At 62.3% G+C, this 17,589-nt stretch carries 14 protein-coding genes; 7 read left to right on the top strand and 7 right to left on the bottom strand.

All coding sequences use genetic code 11. The features are described 5' to 3' along the window. Window positions 1-87 precede the first annotated feature (87 nt). Window positions 88-717: a LysE family translocator gene (locus tag ACYPXD_RS05190; protein ID WP_459708211.1), complete on the bottom strand. Its 630-nt coding sequence runs from the start codon at window positions 715-717 to the stop codon at window positions 88-90. Between the two features lie 414 nt (window positions 718-1,131). On the opposite strand from ACYPXD_RS05190, the gene ACYPXD_RS05185 reads away from it, so the two are divergent. The 3 genes from ACYPXD_RS05185 (at window position 1,132) to ACYPXD_RS05175 (ending at window position 4,913) form a co-directional block, all read left to right on the top strand. Next, window positions 1,132-2,580 (top strand): M23 family metallopeptidase, encoded by a 1,449-nt coding sequence (locus ACYPXD_RS05185; RefSeq protein ID WP_459708209.1) that lies wholly within the window; start codon window positions 1,132-1,134, stop codon window positions 2,578-2,580. Window positions 2,581-2,782: 202 nt separating this feature from the next. Beyond that, window positions 2,783-3,091 (top strand): hypothetical protein, encoded by a 309-nt coding sequence (locus ACYPXD_RS05180; RefSeq protein WP_219800648.1) that lies wholly within the window; start codon window positions 2,783-2,785, stop codon window positions 3,089-3,091. A 151-nt stretch (window positions 3,092-3,242) separates the two neighbouring features. Then, window positions 3,243-4,913, top strand: coding sequence for an acyl-CoA synthetase (locus ACYPXD_RS05175; RefSeq protein WP_459708207.1), 1,671 nt, complete (start codon window positions 3,243-3,245; stop codon window positions 4,911-4,913). Here the strand turns inward: ACYPXD_RS05175 and ACYPXD_RS05170 are convergent. After that, window positions 4,888-5,526, bottom strand: coding sequence for a LysE family translocator (locus tag ACYPXD_RS05170; protein WP_459708205.1), 639 nt, complete (start codon window positions 5,524-5,526; stop codon window positions 4,888-4,890). The genes ACYPXD_RS05175 and ACYPXD_RS05170 overlap by 26 nt on opposite strands. Before the next feature lie 537 nt (window positions 5,527-6,063). Between ACYPXD_RS05170 and ACYPXD_RS05165 the strand changes: the two genes are divergently transcribed. Together ACYPXD_RS05165 and ACYPXD_RS05160 are read left to right on the top strand one after the other, a co-directional pair. After that, window positions 6,064-6,318, top strand: coding sequence for an H-NS family nucleoid-associated regulatory protein (locus ACYPXD_RS05165; protein ID WP_075160201.1), 255 nt, complete (start codon window positions 6,064-6,066; stop codon window positions 6,316-6,318). Window positions 6,319-6,594: 276 nt separating this feature from the next. Next, window positions 6,595-9,630 (top strand): FAD-binding and (Fe-S)-binding domain-containing protein, encoded by a 3,036-nt coding sequence (locus ACYPXD_RS05160; RefSeq protein WP_459708202.1) that lies wholly within the window; start codon window positions 6,595-6,597, stop codon window positions 9,628-9,630. A 26-nt stretch (window positions 9,631-9,656) separates the two neighbouring features. Here the strand turns inward: ACYPXD_RS05160 and ACYPXD_RS05155 are convergent, their stop codons facing one another. After that, a complete protein-coding gene (locus tag ACYPXD_RS05155; RefSeq protein ID WP_459708200.1) occupies window positions 9,657-10,286 on the bottom strand; it encodes a helix-turn-helix domain-containing protein in 630 nt (209 codons plus the stop codon). 525 nt (window positions 10,287-10,811) lie between these two features. Then, window positions 10,812-11,561 (bottom strand): winged helix-turn-helix transcriptional regulator, encoded by a 750-nt coding sequence (locus tag ACYPXD_RS05150; RefSeq protein WP_459708198.1) that lies wholly within the window; start codon window positions 11,559-11,561, stop codon window positions 10,812-10,814. Between the two features lie 417 nt (window positions 11,562-11,978). Here ACYPXD_RS05150 and ACYPXD_RS05145 point away from each other — a divergent pair, with 417 nt between their 5' ends. Both ACYPXD_RS05145 and ACYPXD_RS05140 read left to right on the top strand, forming a co-directional pair. After that, window positions 11,979-13,427, top strand: a complete 1,449-nt coding sequence (locus ACYPXD_RS05145; RefSeq protein WP_459708196.1) for a helix-turn-helix transcriptional regulator — start codon at window positions 11,979-11,981, stop codon at window positions 13,425-13,427. Between the two features lie 221 nt (window positions 13,428-13,648). Continuing rightward, window positions 13,649-14,290, top strand: coding sequence for a peroxiredoxin (locus ACYPXD_RS05140; protein ID WP_459708193.1), 642 nt, complete (start codon window positions 13,649-13,651; stop codon window positions 14,288-14,290). A 130-nt stretch (window positions 14,291-14,420) separates the two neighbouring features. On the opposite strand, the gene ACYPXD_RS05135 is transcribed toward ACYPXD_RS05140, so the two are convergent. The 3 genes from ACYPXD_RS05135 to ACYPXD_RS05125 form a co-directional block, all read right to left on the bottom strand. Further along, window positions 14,421-15,380: an anti-sigma factor family protein gene (locus ACYPXD_RS05135; protein WP_459708191.1), complete on the bottom strand. Its 960-nt coding sequence runs from the start codon at window positions 15,378-15,380 to the stop codon at window positions 14,421-14,423. Beyond that, window positions 15,377-15,925: an RNA polymerase sigma factor gene (locus ACYPXD_RS05130; RefSeq protein ID WP_134195500.1), complete on the bottom strand. Its 549-nt coding sequence runs from the start codon at window positions 15,923-15,925 to the stop codon at window positions 15,377-15,379. The genes ACYPXD_RS05135 and ACYPXD_RS05130 overlap by 4 nt, the downstream gene beginning before the upstream one ends. Before the next feature lie 147 nt (window positions 15,926-16,072). After that, the gene (locus ACYPXD_RS05125) at window positions 16,073-17,182 is read right to left on the bottom strand and encodes a catalase family peroxidase (RefSeq protein WP_459708189.1); all 1,110 of its coding nucleotides are present in this window, start codon (window positions 17,180-17,182) and stop codon (window positions 16,073-16,075) included. Between the last annotated feature and the right edge of the window lie 407 nt (window positions 17,183-17,589).

Below are 17,589 nucleotides of genomic sequence, written 5' to 3'. Positions count from 1 at the left end.
CGCGCTTGCTCGGCCAATCGTTCCGGCCAATCGTTCCGCAACCGTTTCGCAAGCACGCGTGCAAGCCAGATGGCGAAGTTGCGGACCTCAGCTTTGCGCGCGCCGCACGAGCAGAAAACTCACGCCGATGGCGCCGAGAAACATGCCGCAGCAGCGGTTGAACCAGCGACGCACACCGGGGCGCGTGAGCCACTTGCCGAGGTACATGCCCGCTCCGGAGTAGAGCGCGATCGCAAGCCATTCGAGCACGAGAAAGCTCGCGCCGAGCACGGCGAACTGCGGCAGCATCGGCTTCGCGATATCGACGAATTGCGGCAAAAACGCAGTGAACACGAGAATCGCTTTCGGATTGCCCGCAGCGACCAGACACTCCTGACGCGCAATGCGAAAAAGCGATGCGTCTTCGTGTTCGCGTTGCGCATCGAGCGGCGCGGCATCGCTGCGCCACAACTGAATGGCGAGCCAGATCAGATACGCGGCGCCGGCAAGCTTGATCGCAAGGAAAAACACTTCGGATGCGTGCAGTACGACGGCGAGACCCGTGGCCGCAAGCGCCAGCATCAACGCGAACGCAACGAGGCGGCCCGTTCCGGCGACGAACGCGGTCGTGAATCCGTGGCGCGCCGCGACGTTGATCGACAACAGGTTGTTCGGTCCTGGGGCCATATTGATTGCAAAGCACGCGGGAAGAAAAAAGAGCCAGGCGGTGAAGGACATGATGGCCGGGTGTTCGTCGATTGAAGTGAATGAAATTAAGGGCTGAAGAAACCGCAACGCGCGTGCCGGGTGCCGAAGCGCAATGCGTAGGTATCGCTTCTGTCGTGAAGAAGGCTCCAATTGTAGCGGTGGCGCCCGCTACTTTTAGGGTGGTTACGTATGTTCCGGTGATTGACACGCGTGTGCTTGCATACAAAAACTCAGGAAATGTCCTATTCACATAATGGGCATTCGCCCCTAGACTGTGGCCTTCTTTGCCGGGCTGCGTGGCGTGATGAAGTGCACTTTCAGGTGTTCGTCGTATTGATCGGTTGAAATCCTTCACTTCATTCGTAGTACGTCGCGCTGTGCCGTGCGTTAATCGCACTGCCGCTCACGCCCGCAGCCTTTCTGTTTCGACTGCGAGATATCCACGTGACGGTACGCCTACGTTCTTCTCTCGCGCAAGGTCAGCGTACGTCTCGCAAGGCTTCGCTTCCGGCGCGTTTCACACTCAATCCGTTGTTCACCGCCGCCGCACGCGCGGCGTTTCTGATCGGCATCGCAGCCAGTTGCGGGCTGCCCGCGGCTTCCGGCGCGCCAACGCTCGTCGCGGCTGCGGCTCGCACGAGCTCGCGCACACCATCGAATAGCCCCGCCGGCGTATCGTCGCGCGCGCAGCGAGCCGATCAATCCGCGGGCACCGCAAACGAGCCGCCGCGCGAAGCGGACCTCGTCACCGACGCGGCTGGATTGCGCGATTCCGTCGACTCGCTGTGGGCAAGCCGCGGCAATACGCCAGCACCGTCCGAAACAACATTGCGCTATGGCGCGCCGATTCTTGCGTCGATGTGCGGCGCCGCGCCCGCGCTGTGCGTGCCCGACGAATACCTCGATGCGGTGCGCACGTGGCCTCGCGCAATGAACACGAATGCGTGGGTCGACGGTCACGCCGATGCCGATGCAGGCAGCGACGCGACGCGCTTCCCGCTTGCCGGTGCAGCGCCGTGGGCGCCGCCCGAGGCGAGCGATCAATCGCGTTTCGTCGCGCGCACTGGAAGCATCGAGCACGATTTGCACGACGCGTTGACGCAGGCCGATTTGCCGGCCGATGTCATCGCGCAGCTCGAGCATCTGTTCGCGGGCCGGCTCGACGCCGCGCCTGCCGCGGTGCCGGGTGACGGATTCCGCGTGATCTATGAGCGCGCCGATCTGTCGGATGCGGTCACGCGTCATCCGCGCCTCACTGCCGCGGAAGTGCGACTCGGCGACCGTACGTACACGGCGCTTTGGTATATCGCGCCCGGCAGCACGCACGGCGAGTACTACGCGTTCGACGGCAGCTTGCTGCTGGGCGAGGCGTTCGCGATGCCGGTCGACTACGATCGGATCAGCTCGCCGTTCGGCGTGCGCATGCATCCGGTGTACGGCGAGGAGCGCTTTCACACCGGCGTCGATCTGACCGCGCACGCGGGCGCGCCGGTGCTGGCGGCAGCGGCCGGCACGGTCGAATTCGTCGGCGTACGCAGCGGTTACGGCCGTCACGTTGTGATCAACCACGGCGATGGCTATACGACCTGCTACGCGCATCTGTCCTCATTTGCGCGTGGTTTGCGCGAAGGCATGCAAATCGCGCAAGGCGAGCGCATCGGCGCGGTCGGTCGCACCGGCGTCGCAACCGGCCCGCACCTGCATTACGAAGTGCGAATCAACGACGAGCCGGTCGACCCGCTGAAGCTGACCGAACTCGAGTTCACCGCGCCGCTCACCGCTGCGCAGCGCTTTGCGCTGACGCAGGCCGCCGGCACCGCGCACGAGCAACTGTCCGCGATATCCGATAACAGCACGCGCGTCGCGTCCACGCGGCCCGTGCCGCTGTTCTAAGCGCAATGTGGCACGTACTGCATTGCGCGTACGCGTATGGCGGGCGCCTTTAAGACGCCGCAGGCCGCGCTGTTTCCGCCCAACGCTCCGTCAACTTTGGCATTCTTTGCCGGGCACGTTCTACGCGGTCCCGGCCGGGAGGGGTGTTCGTTCTCTATCCTAGAAGTGCTACGATGCCCTGACGACGATAATGGAGGTGGAAATGGCTACCTATGCTATCGATGCCGTACGCATTAACCCCAGTACGGACCGCGTCACCCACGTTCGCTGGGCACTCGTTAATCCGAAAACGAACGAGTGGTTGTCGCCGCAAGAAATCGTCGAGGTGTCGGACGTCGTCCATGCGATTCATGCGGGAAACGCGGTCTGGTCGCTCTTTACGCTAGGCGGAATGAAACTGCTCGGGCCCAAAATAAAAACGGTTTCGCACACTGACGGCCTCGACGGCATCGACACCGATATTCCCGACGGCCACGTCGAGAAATTCATGGACGACCTGCCACGGGTCTGACGCTTCTCCGATCATCTCTATTGCGGTGCGCAACGTCGCGATCGCAATGCGCGCGGCGCTCCACCGTTGTTTGAAGGAAGCGCGCGTTGCGTCGCACAGCCGGGGTTCGACCGGGGCGGCGTAGCAGTGCGGGCGTTCGAGGAGAGACGCGATGACGCACATGTTCGACGAAGGTCTCGGCCGCCGCGACGCGAACTACGTGCCGCTCACGCCGATCGATTTCATCGCGCGCGCGGCGGAAATTTACGGCGAATGCCCGGCGATCGTGTACGGCGAGGTTCGGCGCAGCTGGCGCGAAACCTACGAGCGCGCATGCCGCCTTGCCAGTGCGCTTGAACAGGCTGGCATCGCTCGCGGCGACACGGTGGCCGTGTTGCTGCCGAATATTCCCGCGATGATCGAGGCCCATTTCGGCGTGCCGATGGCCGGCGCCGTGCTCAATACGATCAACACGCGGCTCGATATCGCGACGATTCTTTTCATGCTGCGCCATGGCGAGGCGAAACTGCTGATCGTCGATAGCGAATTCGCCGAACTTGCGCAGCGTGCGGCGCTTGAATTGCCGTCGCTGCGTATCGTCAGTGTCAGCGATGCGCTGCCCGCCGATGCACAGGCGTTTTCTCGCGCGACCGATTACGAAGTATTCCTGCGCAATGGCGATCCGCGGTTCGTGTGGACACCACCCGCCGACGAATGGGACGCGATCGCGCTGAACTACACATCGGGTACAACTGGAGACCCGAAGGGCGTCGTTTATCACCATCGCGGTGCATACCTGAACGCGCTCAGTAATATTCTCGAATGGGACATGCCCAAGCACGCTGTGTATCTGTGGACATTGCCGCTTTTCCACTGCAACGGCTGGTGTTTTCCGTGGACCATCGCAGCGCGTGCGGGCGTCAACGTCTGTTTGCGCAAGTTCGACGCGAAGGCGGTGTTCGACCTGATTCGCCGCGAGCGCGTGACACATTATTGCGGCGCGCCGATTGTGCAGATCGCACTCGCGAATGCGCCCGCCGAATGGCGCGAAGGCATCACACATCAGGTGTCGACGATGGTGGCAGGCGCGCCGCCATCCCCCGCGGTAATCGCACGCATGAAGGAAATCGGCTTCGATCTCACGCACGTCTACGGCTTGACCGAGGTGTATGGGCCCGCCTCGGTCTGCGCGAAGCAGCAGAGCTGGGAAGCGCTATGCGATGAAGACCGCGCGCGTATGAACGCGCGCCAGGGCGTCCGATACCACTTGCAGGCTGCCGCCGCCGTGCTCGATCCGCAGACGCTCGAGCCGGTGCCATGCGATGGCACGACGCACGGCGAGGTCATGTTTCGCGGAAATATTTGCATGAAGGGCTATTTGAAAAACGAGCACGCGACGGCCGAGGCGTTTCGGGGCGGCTGGTTTCACACCGGCGATATCGGCGTGCTGATGCCGGACGGCTACTTCCGTATTACCGATCGCAGCAAGGACATCATCATCTCGGGCGGCGAGAATATTTCGAGTATCGAAGTGGAGGACGCGCTGTACAGACATCCGGCCGTATCGGTGGCGGCGGTGGTGGCGATGCCGGATGCGAAATGGGGCGAAGTGCCGTGTGCGTTTATCGAGCTCAAAGAGGGCGCGCGCGTCACGGTCGACGAGATGATCGCGCATTGCCGGTCGCTGCTTGCCGGCTACAAGGTGCCTAAAGCCGTGTTTTTCGGCGAATTGCCGAAAACCTCTACCGGCAAGATCCAGAAGTTCGAATTGCGTGCCCGCGTAAAATCGGCGCACGCAATCGATACATTGAGCCCCGTCACAGTCCCGCGCGGTGCGCGGTGAAAATCAGCCGCAGGCCGAGCGCCGCAATCGCGGTCGCGGCGAGGCGATCGATACCTTTCTTCGCCTGAGCGTAAAGCTCGCGCGCATGCCGGCTTGAGAAGAACACCGCAACGATCGTGTACCAGCCGGCTTCGATCGCAAACACCGCGGGCGGCAGCGCTGCATAACACCATGCCGGCGGATGCTGCGGCAGCAGCGCGGCGAAGATACTGCCGTAGAAAATCGCAGTTTTTGGGTTGCTCAATTGCGTCGACAGGCCGACCCAGAACGAACGGCGTGCATCGCCGCGCGCATCGGTCGCCATGCCGTCGAACGTGAGCGGCGCCGCCGCGCCGCGCCAGATCTTTGACGCGATATAGATCAGATAGAGTCCGCCTGCGATCTTTAAGCTCACATATAACCATTCGACCGCGGCCAATACCGTATAAAGACCCAGAAGTGCAATACCGCTAAAGAACACACCGCCAATGCCCATGCCTAGTGCAGTGGCGAGGCCGTCGCGCCGCGACAGACCGATGGCGTTGCGTGCAACGACAAGAAAGCTGGGGCCGGGACTCATTGCACCGATCAGCAGTGCGCCGAGAATAGCGGCGATGGCGGCTTGAGCGGTCATGAAAAATCTCCTGTGAGATGTTTTGCGAAGTGGCGATGAAGGGCGGGCGATGCATTCGGAGAGGCTTGCACGATAGCATGCCCGCAACGCGCAAGCCGCCCAGTGCCGGGCAAAAGAATAATTTTTGCTCGGGCCAATAAAGAATTGATAGCGGCCGCGCAACCAGCGCGCTGTCCGCAAACGTCGAGCCGGTGCGGCTCCTGGCGCTGCAGTGCACGATTGCCCCTAGCTGGCGCTGCGTAAAATGAGTGTAGAATCGCAATGCAAATCAGAGAAGCGACCCGCGACGCACTGGGTTTCATCAGCGAACGCTCGCCACGGCCATGCCGCAAATGATTCACGCACACTACTCATCTGACGCGCAAGGTAAATCGCGGGCGGGCATTCGCCGTCAATCAAGCTTGTTGGGCATGGCCGGTATTCCTGTATCGTCAGGGCCGCTTGCCGCGTTCATCAACTTCGTATAAAGGCTTCGCTGAAATGGCGAAGCCTTTGTGTTTATAACGCGCGCAATTCGAGCCGCGATATCGATACTTTATGAAAGAACGAGAGGAACATCGATTGTTCGACGCCGACGGTGAGGCGCGCGACCGGCTGATCGTGTGGATCAGACGCCGTATGGAAGAGTACGGTATTTCAATCGAAGCATTGGCTGCGGCGCTGACCGAAGATGCGGCGACTCCGAAATACCGCGACGCATACGGCAACACGTGGGACGGCAAGGGCGAGCGTCCGGACTGGCTCACGCGTGCGATCAACGCGGGGCAGGATATCGAGCATTTTCGCTGCTAGGCGCACGGACGAAAAAAAGCCCGCTTATGCGGGCCTGAAAAAACTGCTAGGAGTTTCGTTGCGAGATAACTCGCAGGCGGGACTTTACCGCGGCAATATGAAAGCTGCGTGACTCTTCCGCTGCTTGCAAGGTTGCGGTTCGGACCCTGCATGTGGCGTCGGGTCAGGCATAGGCGAATCTGACGGTACGCACCGGGTGGTGCGCCGATTGCGGAGTTCGGCACAGGCGGACGCGTCGATCGGGGTTTGCCGGCGGCCCGCATTAGCGAGGACAGTGTGAATTCAATCGAAGACCAGGCGATCGGCGAAACTCCACGCGCAGCCCGCGCGCAACCCGCGACACCGTTTAACGGCAGCGCCGCCGTGCTGCAACGGCTCGAAGCCGACCTGCGGCAGCACGTGCGCGGCGAAGTGCGCTTCGATCAGGGCTCGAAAGCGCTTTATGCCGCCGATGCCTCGAATTACCGGCAGGTGCCGATCGCGGTCGTCGTGCCGCGCGATATCGACGATCTGATCGCGACGATCGCCGCCTGCGCGCGTAACGACGTGCCGGTTTTGCCGCGCGGCGGCGGCACGTCGCAAAGCGGCCAGTGCGTGAACGTCGCAGTGGTTGCGGATGCAAGCAAATTCGTCAACCGCATCGTATCGGTCGATCCGGCGGCGCGCACGGCGATCGTCGAACCGGGTGTGGTCTGCGATGCGTTGCGCGACGCGGCCGAGCAACACGGCCTGACGTTCGCGCCGGACCCGGCGACGCACAGCCGCTGTACGTTGGGCGGCATGATCGGCAACAACTCGTGCGGCGCGCATTCGGTGATGGCCGGCAAGACGGTCGAGAACATCGAAGCCCTCGAAGTGCTGACCTACGATGGCGCGCGTTTCTGGGTCGGCCCGACTTCCGAAGACGAACTCGCGCGTATCATCGCGGCGGGCGGCCGCCAGGGCGAAATCTATGCGGCGCTAAAAGCGCTGCGCGACCGGTACGCCGAGCAGATCCGCGCGAAGTTTCCGCAAATCAAGCGTCGCGTCTCGGGTTTCAACCTCGATCAACTGCTGCCCGAAAACGGCTTTAATGTCGCGCGCGCACTTGTGGGCACCGAAGGCACGTGCGCGGTCACGTTGCACGCAAGGGTGCGCCTTGTCCACAGTCCGGCGCAGCGCGTGATGCTGGTCGTCGGGTTCGACAACATCTATGTCGCGGCCGACGCGGTGCCGCATTTCATGCGCTTCAAGCCGATCGCGATCGAAGGCCTCGATCGCGTGATGATTCGCGGCCTGCAGGCGCGCGGCCTGAAAGCCGAGGAAATTTCGCTGCTGCCGCCGGGCGACGCGTGGGTCGTGCTCGAATTCGGCGCCGATACCCAGGAAGCCGCCGTGCAGGCCGCGCAGGACGCGGCGCGTTATTTCGAAGCAGGCGAGGCTGGCCCCAATGTGTCGACGAAGCGGGTCGAATCGCGCGCGCTGCAAAACAAGGTGTGGTCGATTCGTGAGACGGGCGCCTCGGCGGTCGCATTGACGATCGAGCCCGGCAGTCCCGATCCGGTGGTCGGCTGGGAAGATGCGGCGGTCGACCCGATGCGGCTCGGCGACTATCTGCGTGCGTTCCAGGCGCTGGTCGACCGTTACGGCTACGAGACGTCGCTATATGGGCATTTCGGCGACGGCTGCGTGCATGCGCGCATCACATTCGATTTGCGCACACCGGAGAGCATTGGCCACTGGCGCAAGTTTTTGCGCGAAGCGGCGCAACTGGTGGTCGAGTTCGGCGGCTCGCTGTCGGGTGAGCACGGCGACGGCCAGGCGAAGGCCGAGTTTCTGCCCGTCATGTACGGCGATGAACTGATGCAGGCGATGGAGCAGTTCAAGGCAATCTGGGATCCTGAGCACCGGATGAACCCGGGCAAGGTCGTGCATCCTTACCGCGCCGATGAAAACCTGCGCATGGGGCCGACGTACAAGCCCGTCACGCTGCAAACCAGGCTCACGTTCAGGAGCCGCGAAGGCGATGGCTTCCGGCGTGCCGTCGAGCGCTGCATCGGCATGGGCAAGTGCCGCTCGCTCGAAGGCGGCACGATGTGCCCGAGCTATCGCGCGTCGCGTGAGGAAGCGTATTCGACGCGCGGCCGTGCGCATCTGTTCTGGGAGATGCTGCAAGGCGAGACGATCAAGGGCGGCTGGCAAAGCGAAGAGATCAAGGACGCGCTCGATACCTGCCTTGCGTGCAAGGGCTGTCAATCCGACTGTCCCACGCATACCGATATGGCGTCGTACAAGGCCGAGTTCTTCTCGCATTACTACGAGACGCATCGCCGTCCACGCCAAGCGCTGTTTATGGGGCGCATCGGCGAATGGGCGCCGCTCGCCGCGCGCTTCGCGCCGCTTGCGAATCTGATGACGTCGGCGCCGTTAATCGGACCGATCGGCAAATGGGTCGCCGGTGTGGCGCAGGCGCGCAAACTTCCCACATTCGCGCGCCGCACGTATCGGCAGATCGCGGCGCAACAGAACACGAGCTCGAACGCAGCGGGCGGCACGGTTGCCAGCAACGCGCGCGATGCATCGGCAAACAAGGTCATTCTGTGGGTCGATACCTTCAACGACCATTTCACGCCCGAGATTGCATCGGCCGCAGCCGATGTGCTGACGCGTCTCGGTTTTCAGGTCGTGTTGCCGAAAAAGCGCCTGTGCTGCGGCCGGCCGTTATACGACTTCGGTCTGCTCGAGCGCGCGCGTGAACTGCTCGTGAATGTGCTCGACGACCTCGCCGACGATATCGCGGCCGGCGTGCCGCTCGTCGGACTCGAGCCCGGCTGCCTGTCGGTCTTCAAGGACGAGTTGCTCAAACAGTTGCCCGACAGCGAAGCAGCGCGGCGCCTGTCCGCGCAGACTTTCCTGTTCTCCGATTTCGTCGCGCGGCAGCCATTCGAATGGCCGAAACTCGACGCGCAAGTCATCGTGCACGGCCATTGCCACCAGAAAACGCTGTTCGGCATGCAGGGTGACACCGCGCTGCTCGAGCGCCTCGGCGTGCAGTGGAAGGTGCTCGATACCGGCTGCTGTGGCATGGCCGGTTCGTTCGGTTTTAACGAAGCGCACTACGCGATGTCGGAAAAGATCGGCGAAGACAAGCTGTTCCCCGCGGTGCGCGCGGCTTCGCAACAGACGATCGTGCTGACCAACGGCTTTAGCTGCCGCGAGCAGATCGAACATGGAACGGGCAGGCATGCGCTGCATATCGCGCAACTTGCGCAGCGGGCGCTGGCTGAAGGCTCAGCGCAGGTTCGGCGCACCGCGGCGGCGACCGCGGTCTAAAAGAAAGGACGGAAAACGCCGGCCGGCTACTTCTTCTTGCCCGGCCCGGCCTCCGGTTGCACAAATTCGGCACCGGTCGCCATCCACAGCACGTCGGCATCTTCGTCGCTTGTCGAGACGGCCGCGTGTCCGGTCCGGCTATCGAAATAGATGCTGTCGCCGGCATTCAGATGCGTGGGTGCGTACAACTCGGAATACAGGCATACGCTGCCGCTGATCACATAGAGAAACTCTTCGCCTTCGTGGCGGCCCCAGTCGTCGAATGCATCGAGCGTGTGCGCCGAAATGCGGATGCGAAACGGCAGCATCGCCTTGTGCGCAAGGTCGGTTGCGAGCAGTTCCATCTGATAGCCGCGATACGCGTGACGCTGCCCCTCATCCTTGCGCGTGACCGCGCGGCGGCCGCCCGCGGTGGCTTTCTGCGCCGCGCCGAACAGGTCGGTGAGATCGATTGCGAGGCCGAGCACGATCTTTTGCAGCACGTCGAAGGTCGGCGACATCAGGCCGTTTTCCACTTTCGATAAGGTGGAGCGCGACACGCCGCACAGGCGGCTCGCGTTTTCCAGCGTCAGATCGAGCGCGACCCGCGCGGCGCGCACGCGCCGGCCAAGATCGGACGTGGCGGACTCAGCGGGTTTGGCGGAAGCGGTATCCATGGCGTGGCGTGACTGGGAGACGGTTGGCGGCGCGCTGTCCTGAGTTGCCGCGCAGACGCCGCCGCGCATACATCGCTGTCTATGCGCAATTGCCGCAACGGGGCGCGAGCAGTGTATCGTTGTTTCCGATCATAACATCCCGATCGCAAGCGGCCGCCGCATCCGCGGAAAACCACGCGGAAAACCCCACGGACAACCCGCGGACAACCTTTAACGACACGCCTCGCTGCCGCGCGCACTCCGTTTCTCATCGGAAAATCGCAATCAGCCGGCAGTCGCGCGCGCATCATTCACACAACTGTCATACATCACACGCGATGCGCCTGCCGCCCTTGCCGTCCTATCAACAGGCGGCAAGCGCGACTATTCCGCCGAACAACATTAATTCAGCGCGAAGGTTCGCGTCGCCGCGCGCTCCTTCGCTACTGCGGCGTAGCACGCCTGCCCAATGGGCTAAAAATGCACCTATGCCAGTTTGGTGCCGGAACCTGGCGGGACACGCCACCAAACTTGCATTGTGTGCAATCAGAACGGATGGGCGACGAAGGCTTCGCCGATTCTCGCAGAAGCGACCGTGGCGGGCCGCGTTCTGACGAGGTCGAAAACGTAGCCGATCGAATAGACGGTTTTAAGCTGGAGATTGCTGTGCTCACCGAGCGACAGTTTGCTGCGGAGCTTGTAGATATGCTGCTCGATCGAACGGCTCGCGATGATCGCCTCCTTGCCCCAGACCGCGCGCGCAATCTGTTCGCGCGTGAGGAGCGCGCCGGCGTTCGCAAACAGCAGCCAGGCGAGCGTCAGTTCGCGTGCCGTCAGCTTGATGTGCTGGCCGTTGATGCTGATCGCGCTGGTCGAGCGGTCGATCGTGTATTCGCCGAGCGAAATGCGGCTGTCGGAATTCGCGCTGCCGCCGTTCTTCGCGATCGTGCGGCGCGCCCGCGCCAGCACTTCCTTCGCGCACGGCGTGCCGACCGCGATCTCGTCGACGCCGGCGTCGAGCGCTTCGATGATGCTGTCCGTGTCCCACGACTGGCCGATCATCATGACCGGCAGGTCGCGCCGGAAGTGGCAGGCGCGCCACGACAGCACGCCGCGGCCAGCCGCGACGCTTCGGCCGGAGTCGAACAGCACGAGCGCCGCGTCGTGGCGCTCGAGGAAACGGATCAACGGAAGCTCGCTCGTAAAGCGGATGCAGCGGTAATTGCCGTCCTCTTCGAATGCCTTGTCGATCTCGCGAAACAGATGGTCGTTTTGTGTGTAAAAGGCAATCTGCATGATTTCTCCGTAACGATCGCCGCGCTTCGCAATGAAGCGCAATCCACCCCGTCGGGTCAGGTCCTTGGTCGTTGGCTACGAACGGTCGTCGTGTCGTGCTCTGTCCAACACAACACGCGATAGAGGGGGCGTATTCCCACTTCGCATCCGAAAGCTGCACATCAGATCGCGCGAAGTCCCGGTTGGCATGCAAAACCGAAAGTCATTCGGCAGATGTTCAGAAAATGAAAGAAAGTGCCGTTAAGCGAACTTGTCGGGCTGCCAAACCTCAACAATGCTCAAGTTCATTTAACGTGCCGGATTATTGAGAATCCTGGCCGACGATTTGGCTACATTGGGTTCCGTTGCGGTGTTCGGGTTTGCCCCGACCACTCGGACGTTTGACACGTCCGCACAGAATCGCCAACGGAGCCCGCCATGCTTGCCACTTTCTATTTCCCCTACGTCTCGATGTTGACGTCGACATCGATCCCGCCCGCATTGACCGAGCTCATTTCCGAGGGCCGGATACAGGCCGCCGCCGCCCAGGCGTCGCGCCACGTCGATACCTGCGACCCCGATCTGCTACCCGGCCTGCTGCAATTGCACGGCGATCTGCAGATGGCGGTCGGCATGGATGTCGACGCCGAGGAGTCGTACCGGGAAGCGCAGAAGCTGATGCGCACGTCAAAGGAGCAGGTGCGCTTCGCGTCGTGCCGCAATGCCGGCTGGCAGGCGCTGTTCCGCTGCCGCTACGGCACGGCGATGTCGTGCTTCATGCGCCTTGTCGACCAGCCGGGCAGCGATTTGCCGCTGCGGCTCGAAGGCTACTTCGGCATGTTCGGCGTGCTGTTCGGCCTGGGCCGCCTAAGGGATGCGGACGGTGTGCTCGATGCGCTCGACGATCTGATCGACGATTCGAGCACCACGCTCAAGAATGCCCGCGGCTGGCGCGAGCTGCTGACCGCCGTCCGTTTTGACGTCGCGACGCAAAGCGAGCTGCGCTCGCATCCGGAACTGAGCGATCACGTGTACTGGCAGTCGGGCCTTGCCGGCGAGGGCGCGCCGCGCATCGCGCCGATGCAGGGCACGACGCCGCGCGTGAGCACGTACACGGTGCAGACGCCGCTGCTGCGCGCCCGCACCGATTACCTGAAGCAACTGATGCAGCTAGCGAACGGCCAGCGCGACGTCGGCCACGTGCTCGGCGCGCACGCCGACTGGGCGGGCAAGCAGGGCATCGCGAGCTACCAGGGCGCGGTGCGCATCGAGATCGTGCTCGCCAGCCTCGCGGGCGGCGCGCCGGCGCTCGCCGAGTCGATCCTCACGCTGCTCAATGCGGAAGTGCGGATGCCGCAAAGCCATCGGCAGCTCGAGTATCTGTACTGCTTCGCGAAGCTGCGTCATCAGCAGGAGCGCAACGCGGAATCGCTGCGCGTCTACACGCGCTATGCGCTGACCGCGATGCGCTGCATCCGCGACGAAGCGGGGGCGCTCGCGCGCTATGCACAGCGCACCGTGCGCGTGCCGGAGCAACTCGACGATATCGGCGCACGGCTGCCCGCGCGTTATCGCCGTGCGTACCGCTATCTCGTCGATAACCTCGATCGCAAGGATCTGTCGATTCGCGAGATCGCCGGTGAAATCGGCGTGACGGAGCGTGCGTTGCAAAGCGCCTTCAAGAGCAGCCTCGGTTCGACGCCGAGCGAGATCGTGCGCCGCCTGCGTATGGAGCGCATTCGCGCCGAACTGCAGACGTCCGAGGGCGCGCACGAAAACGGCATTCTGGCGACGGCGAACAAGTGGGGCGTCAGCAACCGCTCGACGCTGGTGAACAGCTATCGTCGCGAGTTCAATGAAGCGCCGTCCGATACGCTGAATCGCTAAGCTGACAGCGAACCGGCCGGCAACCCGCCGGGCGGCAATCGGTTCAAACGGTGTTCCCATTGGTGATGGCGCGTACGCGTCATCACCTTCTTTTTTGTCTGCCCTCCACGCGATTCAATCTGCTGCTCACGGTTGATCGCGTTCTGCTGCTTGAGTGGAAAATCGCTCGCGGTATCGTAAGCGGGATACCTTTTCGCGGACATTCACACTGGAGGCTGCAGATGAGCACGCTTTACCTCGGCGATACCGTGCCCGATTTCGAACAGGACACGTCGATCGGCAGGATCCGTTTCTTCGACTGGGCGGGCGATTCGTGGGTCGTGCTGTTTTCGCATCCGGCCGATTTCACGCCCGTATGCACGACCGAACTGGGCCTCACAGGCAAACTTCAGCCCGAATTCGACAGGCGCAACGTGAAAGCGATCGCGATTTCCGTCGACGACGCGGCGTCGCATCGCGCGTGGATTGCCGATATCGAAGACACGCAAAAGACTGTGGTCGGTTTCCCGATCATCGCGGACAAGGACAAGACCGTCGCGACGCTGTTCGACATGATCCATCCGAACCAGTCGGGCACGGCGACGGTACGGGCCGTTTTTATCATCGACCCGAACCGCAAGCTGCGCTTGACGCTCACCTATCCGATGAGTATTGGCCGCAACTTCGACGAAGTCCTGCGCGTGATCGACGCGTTGCAACTTAGCGACGCGCACGGCGTCGCGACGCCTGGCAACTGGAAGGCCGGCGACGACGTGATCATTCCGCTGTCGATTCAGGACGAGGAAACGATCCGGCAGCGCTTTCCGAAAGGATATCGGGCCGAGCGCCCGTATCTGCGCTATACGCCGCAGCCGGACAAGTGATGGCTTCGCCTGTTCGATTCCATCCGTCAGTGTGATTAACGAAACGAATGACGTCGCGCGACAAAGCCGCTTAGCCGAAAGCGAAAAGGCTTAAGCGGCTAAGCGTTTCTGGTGGGTGAGAGGGATGCGGCTAGCCGACCGTGCCATGTCCCGCGGAAGCGGAACTGGCCTTGCCGAACAGCTGATCGACACCTTGCCCGGAGATCTGCTTGCCGATGGCCATCAGATCGAGGCCCTTGTTCTCGCCGCCGACGAGTGCGTAATGCAGTTCATCCTGCCGCCACGTGACGACCTTCATCTCGGAGACTGTCGCCTGGGCGACGGCCGCGTCCGGCCGCATATCTTTCATCACGCACAGCGCAACCGGCGGCCCTTCGGGCGGCAGATACTCGATCTGCACGAGCGGTTTGCCCTGAAAGCGCAGACGTGTGACGCGCTTGAACGTGAGTCCCGCGGAACTCAGGTCTGGCACGCGCAACGACAGTTTGTCGTCTTGACGAATCTGCGCGACCGTTTGTGCGGACGTCTCGGTGTCGACGGGGCCGAACGCGACGGTTTCACGCGAATAGAGCTTCTGGTAATCGACCACCGCGCGAATCCACGGCGAAGGGCCGTTCGATGCGGTAGTCAACGCGCCTTGTACAGGGTTGAAGCCCGGTGCGAGACGCAACACCGCGCCGAAACAGAACGCGCCCGCGACAAATGCCACGGCGAGCCATGCAGGCGCGATGCGCATTCGTGAGCGCACCGGCACGGACGGCGGCATGGTCGCGTCATGCTCGATATGCGCGTCATTGGCGCTATGGTCCGACGATGGAGACGCGGATGCGGACGCAGTTGAAGGCGCGCCAGCCGGCGGAGCCGCGTGTGCGCGCGCAAGCGCATCGATTTTTTTCGTTAAGCTTTCAGGAACAGGGGGCAGCTTCTGATCGGCGAACGCTTCGTCATACGGTAGACGCGATGCCGAAAAGAGTGCGACACGTTCCGCTGCTTCGGGCGAGGCCGCGATCTCCTTTTCAATTTCCTGGCGTTCGATAGGCGATAGGTCACCGTCGACATACGCCATCAATAGCATGTCGTCCAGTTTCATGAGACTTCGCCCTTGCTCTTAACCGTATTCTTCATTTTCTGGCCTTCTCGCACGCCGAAATGCGCACCTATGGCCTGGCGTGCCCGCGACAAACGGCTCATGACCGTTCCGACTGGCACCTCGAGGACTTCTGCAGCCTCGCTATAGCTCAGGCCTTCCACCGCAACTAAAAGCATAACGACGCGTTGCGCTTCCGGCAAGCGTGAGACAGCATCAATAATCTGTCCGTTCATCACATGATCTTCGGGCGAACGTGCGGCCGGATCGGCAACGGTTTCGAGCAGTGCGTCGTCCCATTGCATGCTGGAGCGACTGCGCACGCTGCGTGCCCGTAACTCGTTGATCCAGGTCGAATGCACAATCGAAAACATCCAGCTAAGCGGCGCCGTGCCGGGTCTTAACTGATGAGCACGCTCGAGAGCGCGCACGCACGCGCGCTGAACAAGATCCTCCGCATCGTGCTGATCACCGGTGATGCGCAGCGCGAACGCCCACAGGCGCGGCAGCATGCCCGGCAGGAGGCTGGGTAAGTCTGCGTCGGTCATCGACGGAGTTCCTCGTTTGTCCCTTGTAGTAATCGAAACGCGTCGTCCAAGGCGACGCTTGCTGCTGCTGCCTTGCGCGGGAGCGCACGGTAACATGCGAGTTTAACTTCTCGTAATAAAGTCTGCTGAGCATTGCTTGTTCTAAGGCTAACGTTTGCTTGCGTAACGAACTTCTTCCGACATGCGCCGGTAAAACGACTCCATATACGTGGCCGAGCGCGCAGCCAGCAGCGGATCCGCGGACGGTTCGATGCCGACCGGCAAAATCAGCGGATCGAAATCGATGTTGCGGCACGGGCCATCGATTTGCGCCGCCGCGCGATCGATAACCAGTGTGCCCGCATCGATGCGCTCGCGATCGGGCGTTTGCGGCCAGACCCTGGTTGCATCGTTGATCGCATCACCCGGTTGCGCGACCGCGAGAACCAGATGCCAACGCAGCGGACCCAGCCCCAGCGTCTTGACGAGCCGATGCGCGAGGAAATCCGGATCGCGTCGTTGCTTCGCATCGACGGGCTGGTACGCCGCCTCAGGCACCATGCTCCAGCGCACGTATTGCGAAGTACCGTCCGCTTTAACGAAGCGGAATGCGCTGACGCTGTAGTAAGTGGCGTTGTCGAAGCCCGACGAAGCGGGATGCGCTCTGGTCCATTCGCGAAATGCGCGTGCTTCGGGATGCTGCTGCTCGAACGCGGCGGTGCGGGCGGGGTCCGGCTTCCCGGTAGCTTTGTCCACGCGATGCGCCGCGAGTTCCGCAACAAACTCATCGGGCGTCCTGACGGAAAAGATCGGCGCCGAATTCATCGCGGAGCGCCACTCCTCACCGTCCGGAACCGCGAACCGCAGCGCAAAGCTGCGTAGGCGCGATTCCCCGTCGGCTACCGAGGGATTGGTGCCCGGCACCGAAAAGCGTCCTACGACCGGAACCACGCCAGGCGCAAACACGTGTGCGCGCGAAAGTGCGGCGCCCGCGCCGTTGCTTTCGAAACGGCCGGTGACACAAATGCCTTTAGCGTGGTTACGGCGAAAACCCGGGTGCGGGCCGGTAACGGATTCGAATGCATTGACGACGCGCGTGGCGGAAAGCGGCGCGCGATGCACAGGCCAACCGACCCAACCGGCGGAGAACGCATATGCGAACGAAATCCCGCCGATCGCAACGACGATGATCGCGTAACGCAGCAGCAGCGATGGAGAAGCCCACCCGGCTTGCGACGCGCGCAGCACTTTGTTCAGGTAGTCGAACGTTTTTGCCATCGATAATTTCCAGCCTGGCTCGGCCTTCGGTTCTCGCGGTGATTGCCCGATGAGTTGCATCGAGTCAAGACCCGCAAGGACCTTTCGACGCCAAGCCGCGCTTGTGAAGCGGTGAGCGTCGTTCAGCGCGCAATCAAGCGGATCAGTATAGCCGAGCGCAGCCCTGGATGCAGCGTCGCGGGCGCATTTCAATTAGGGCTGGGATTAAAGACGGCGAATGCGATGGAGACGAACGAATCAGGCATCTTAAAGATGCTCAGGCGCTCGCGAGCTTTACGCCCTGTACATTCATTTCTGGCGGTTTGTTTAGTGCCAAAGGATGATTTGTTTAGTGCTGCGCGCGCCGGATGGCGACATCCGGCAGCGGGATTCTGCGTTGATTGTTTCAGGAATTGAATTAGAAATTT

Source organism: Paraburkholderia sp. 2C, from assembly GCF_054589215.1.
The sequence above is the reverse complement of the archived record's forward strand: the minus strand, read 5'-3'. Positions and strand labels throughout refer to the sequence as shown.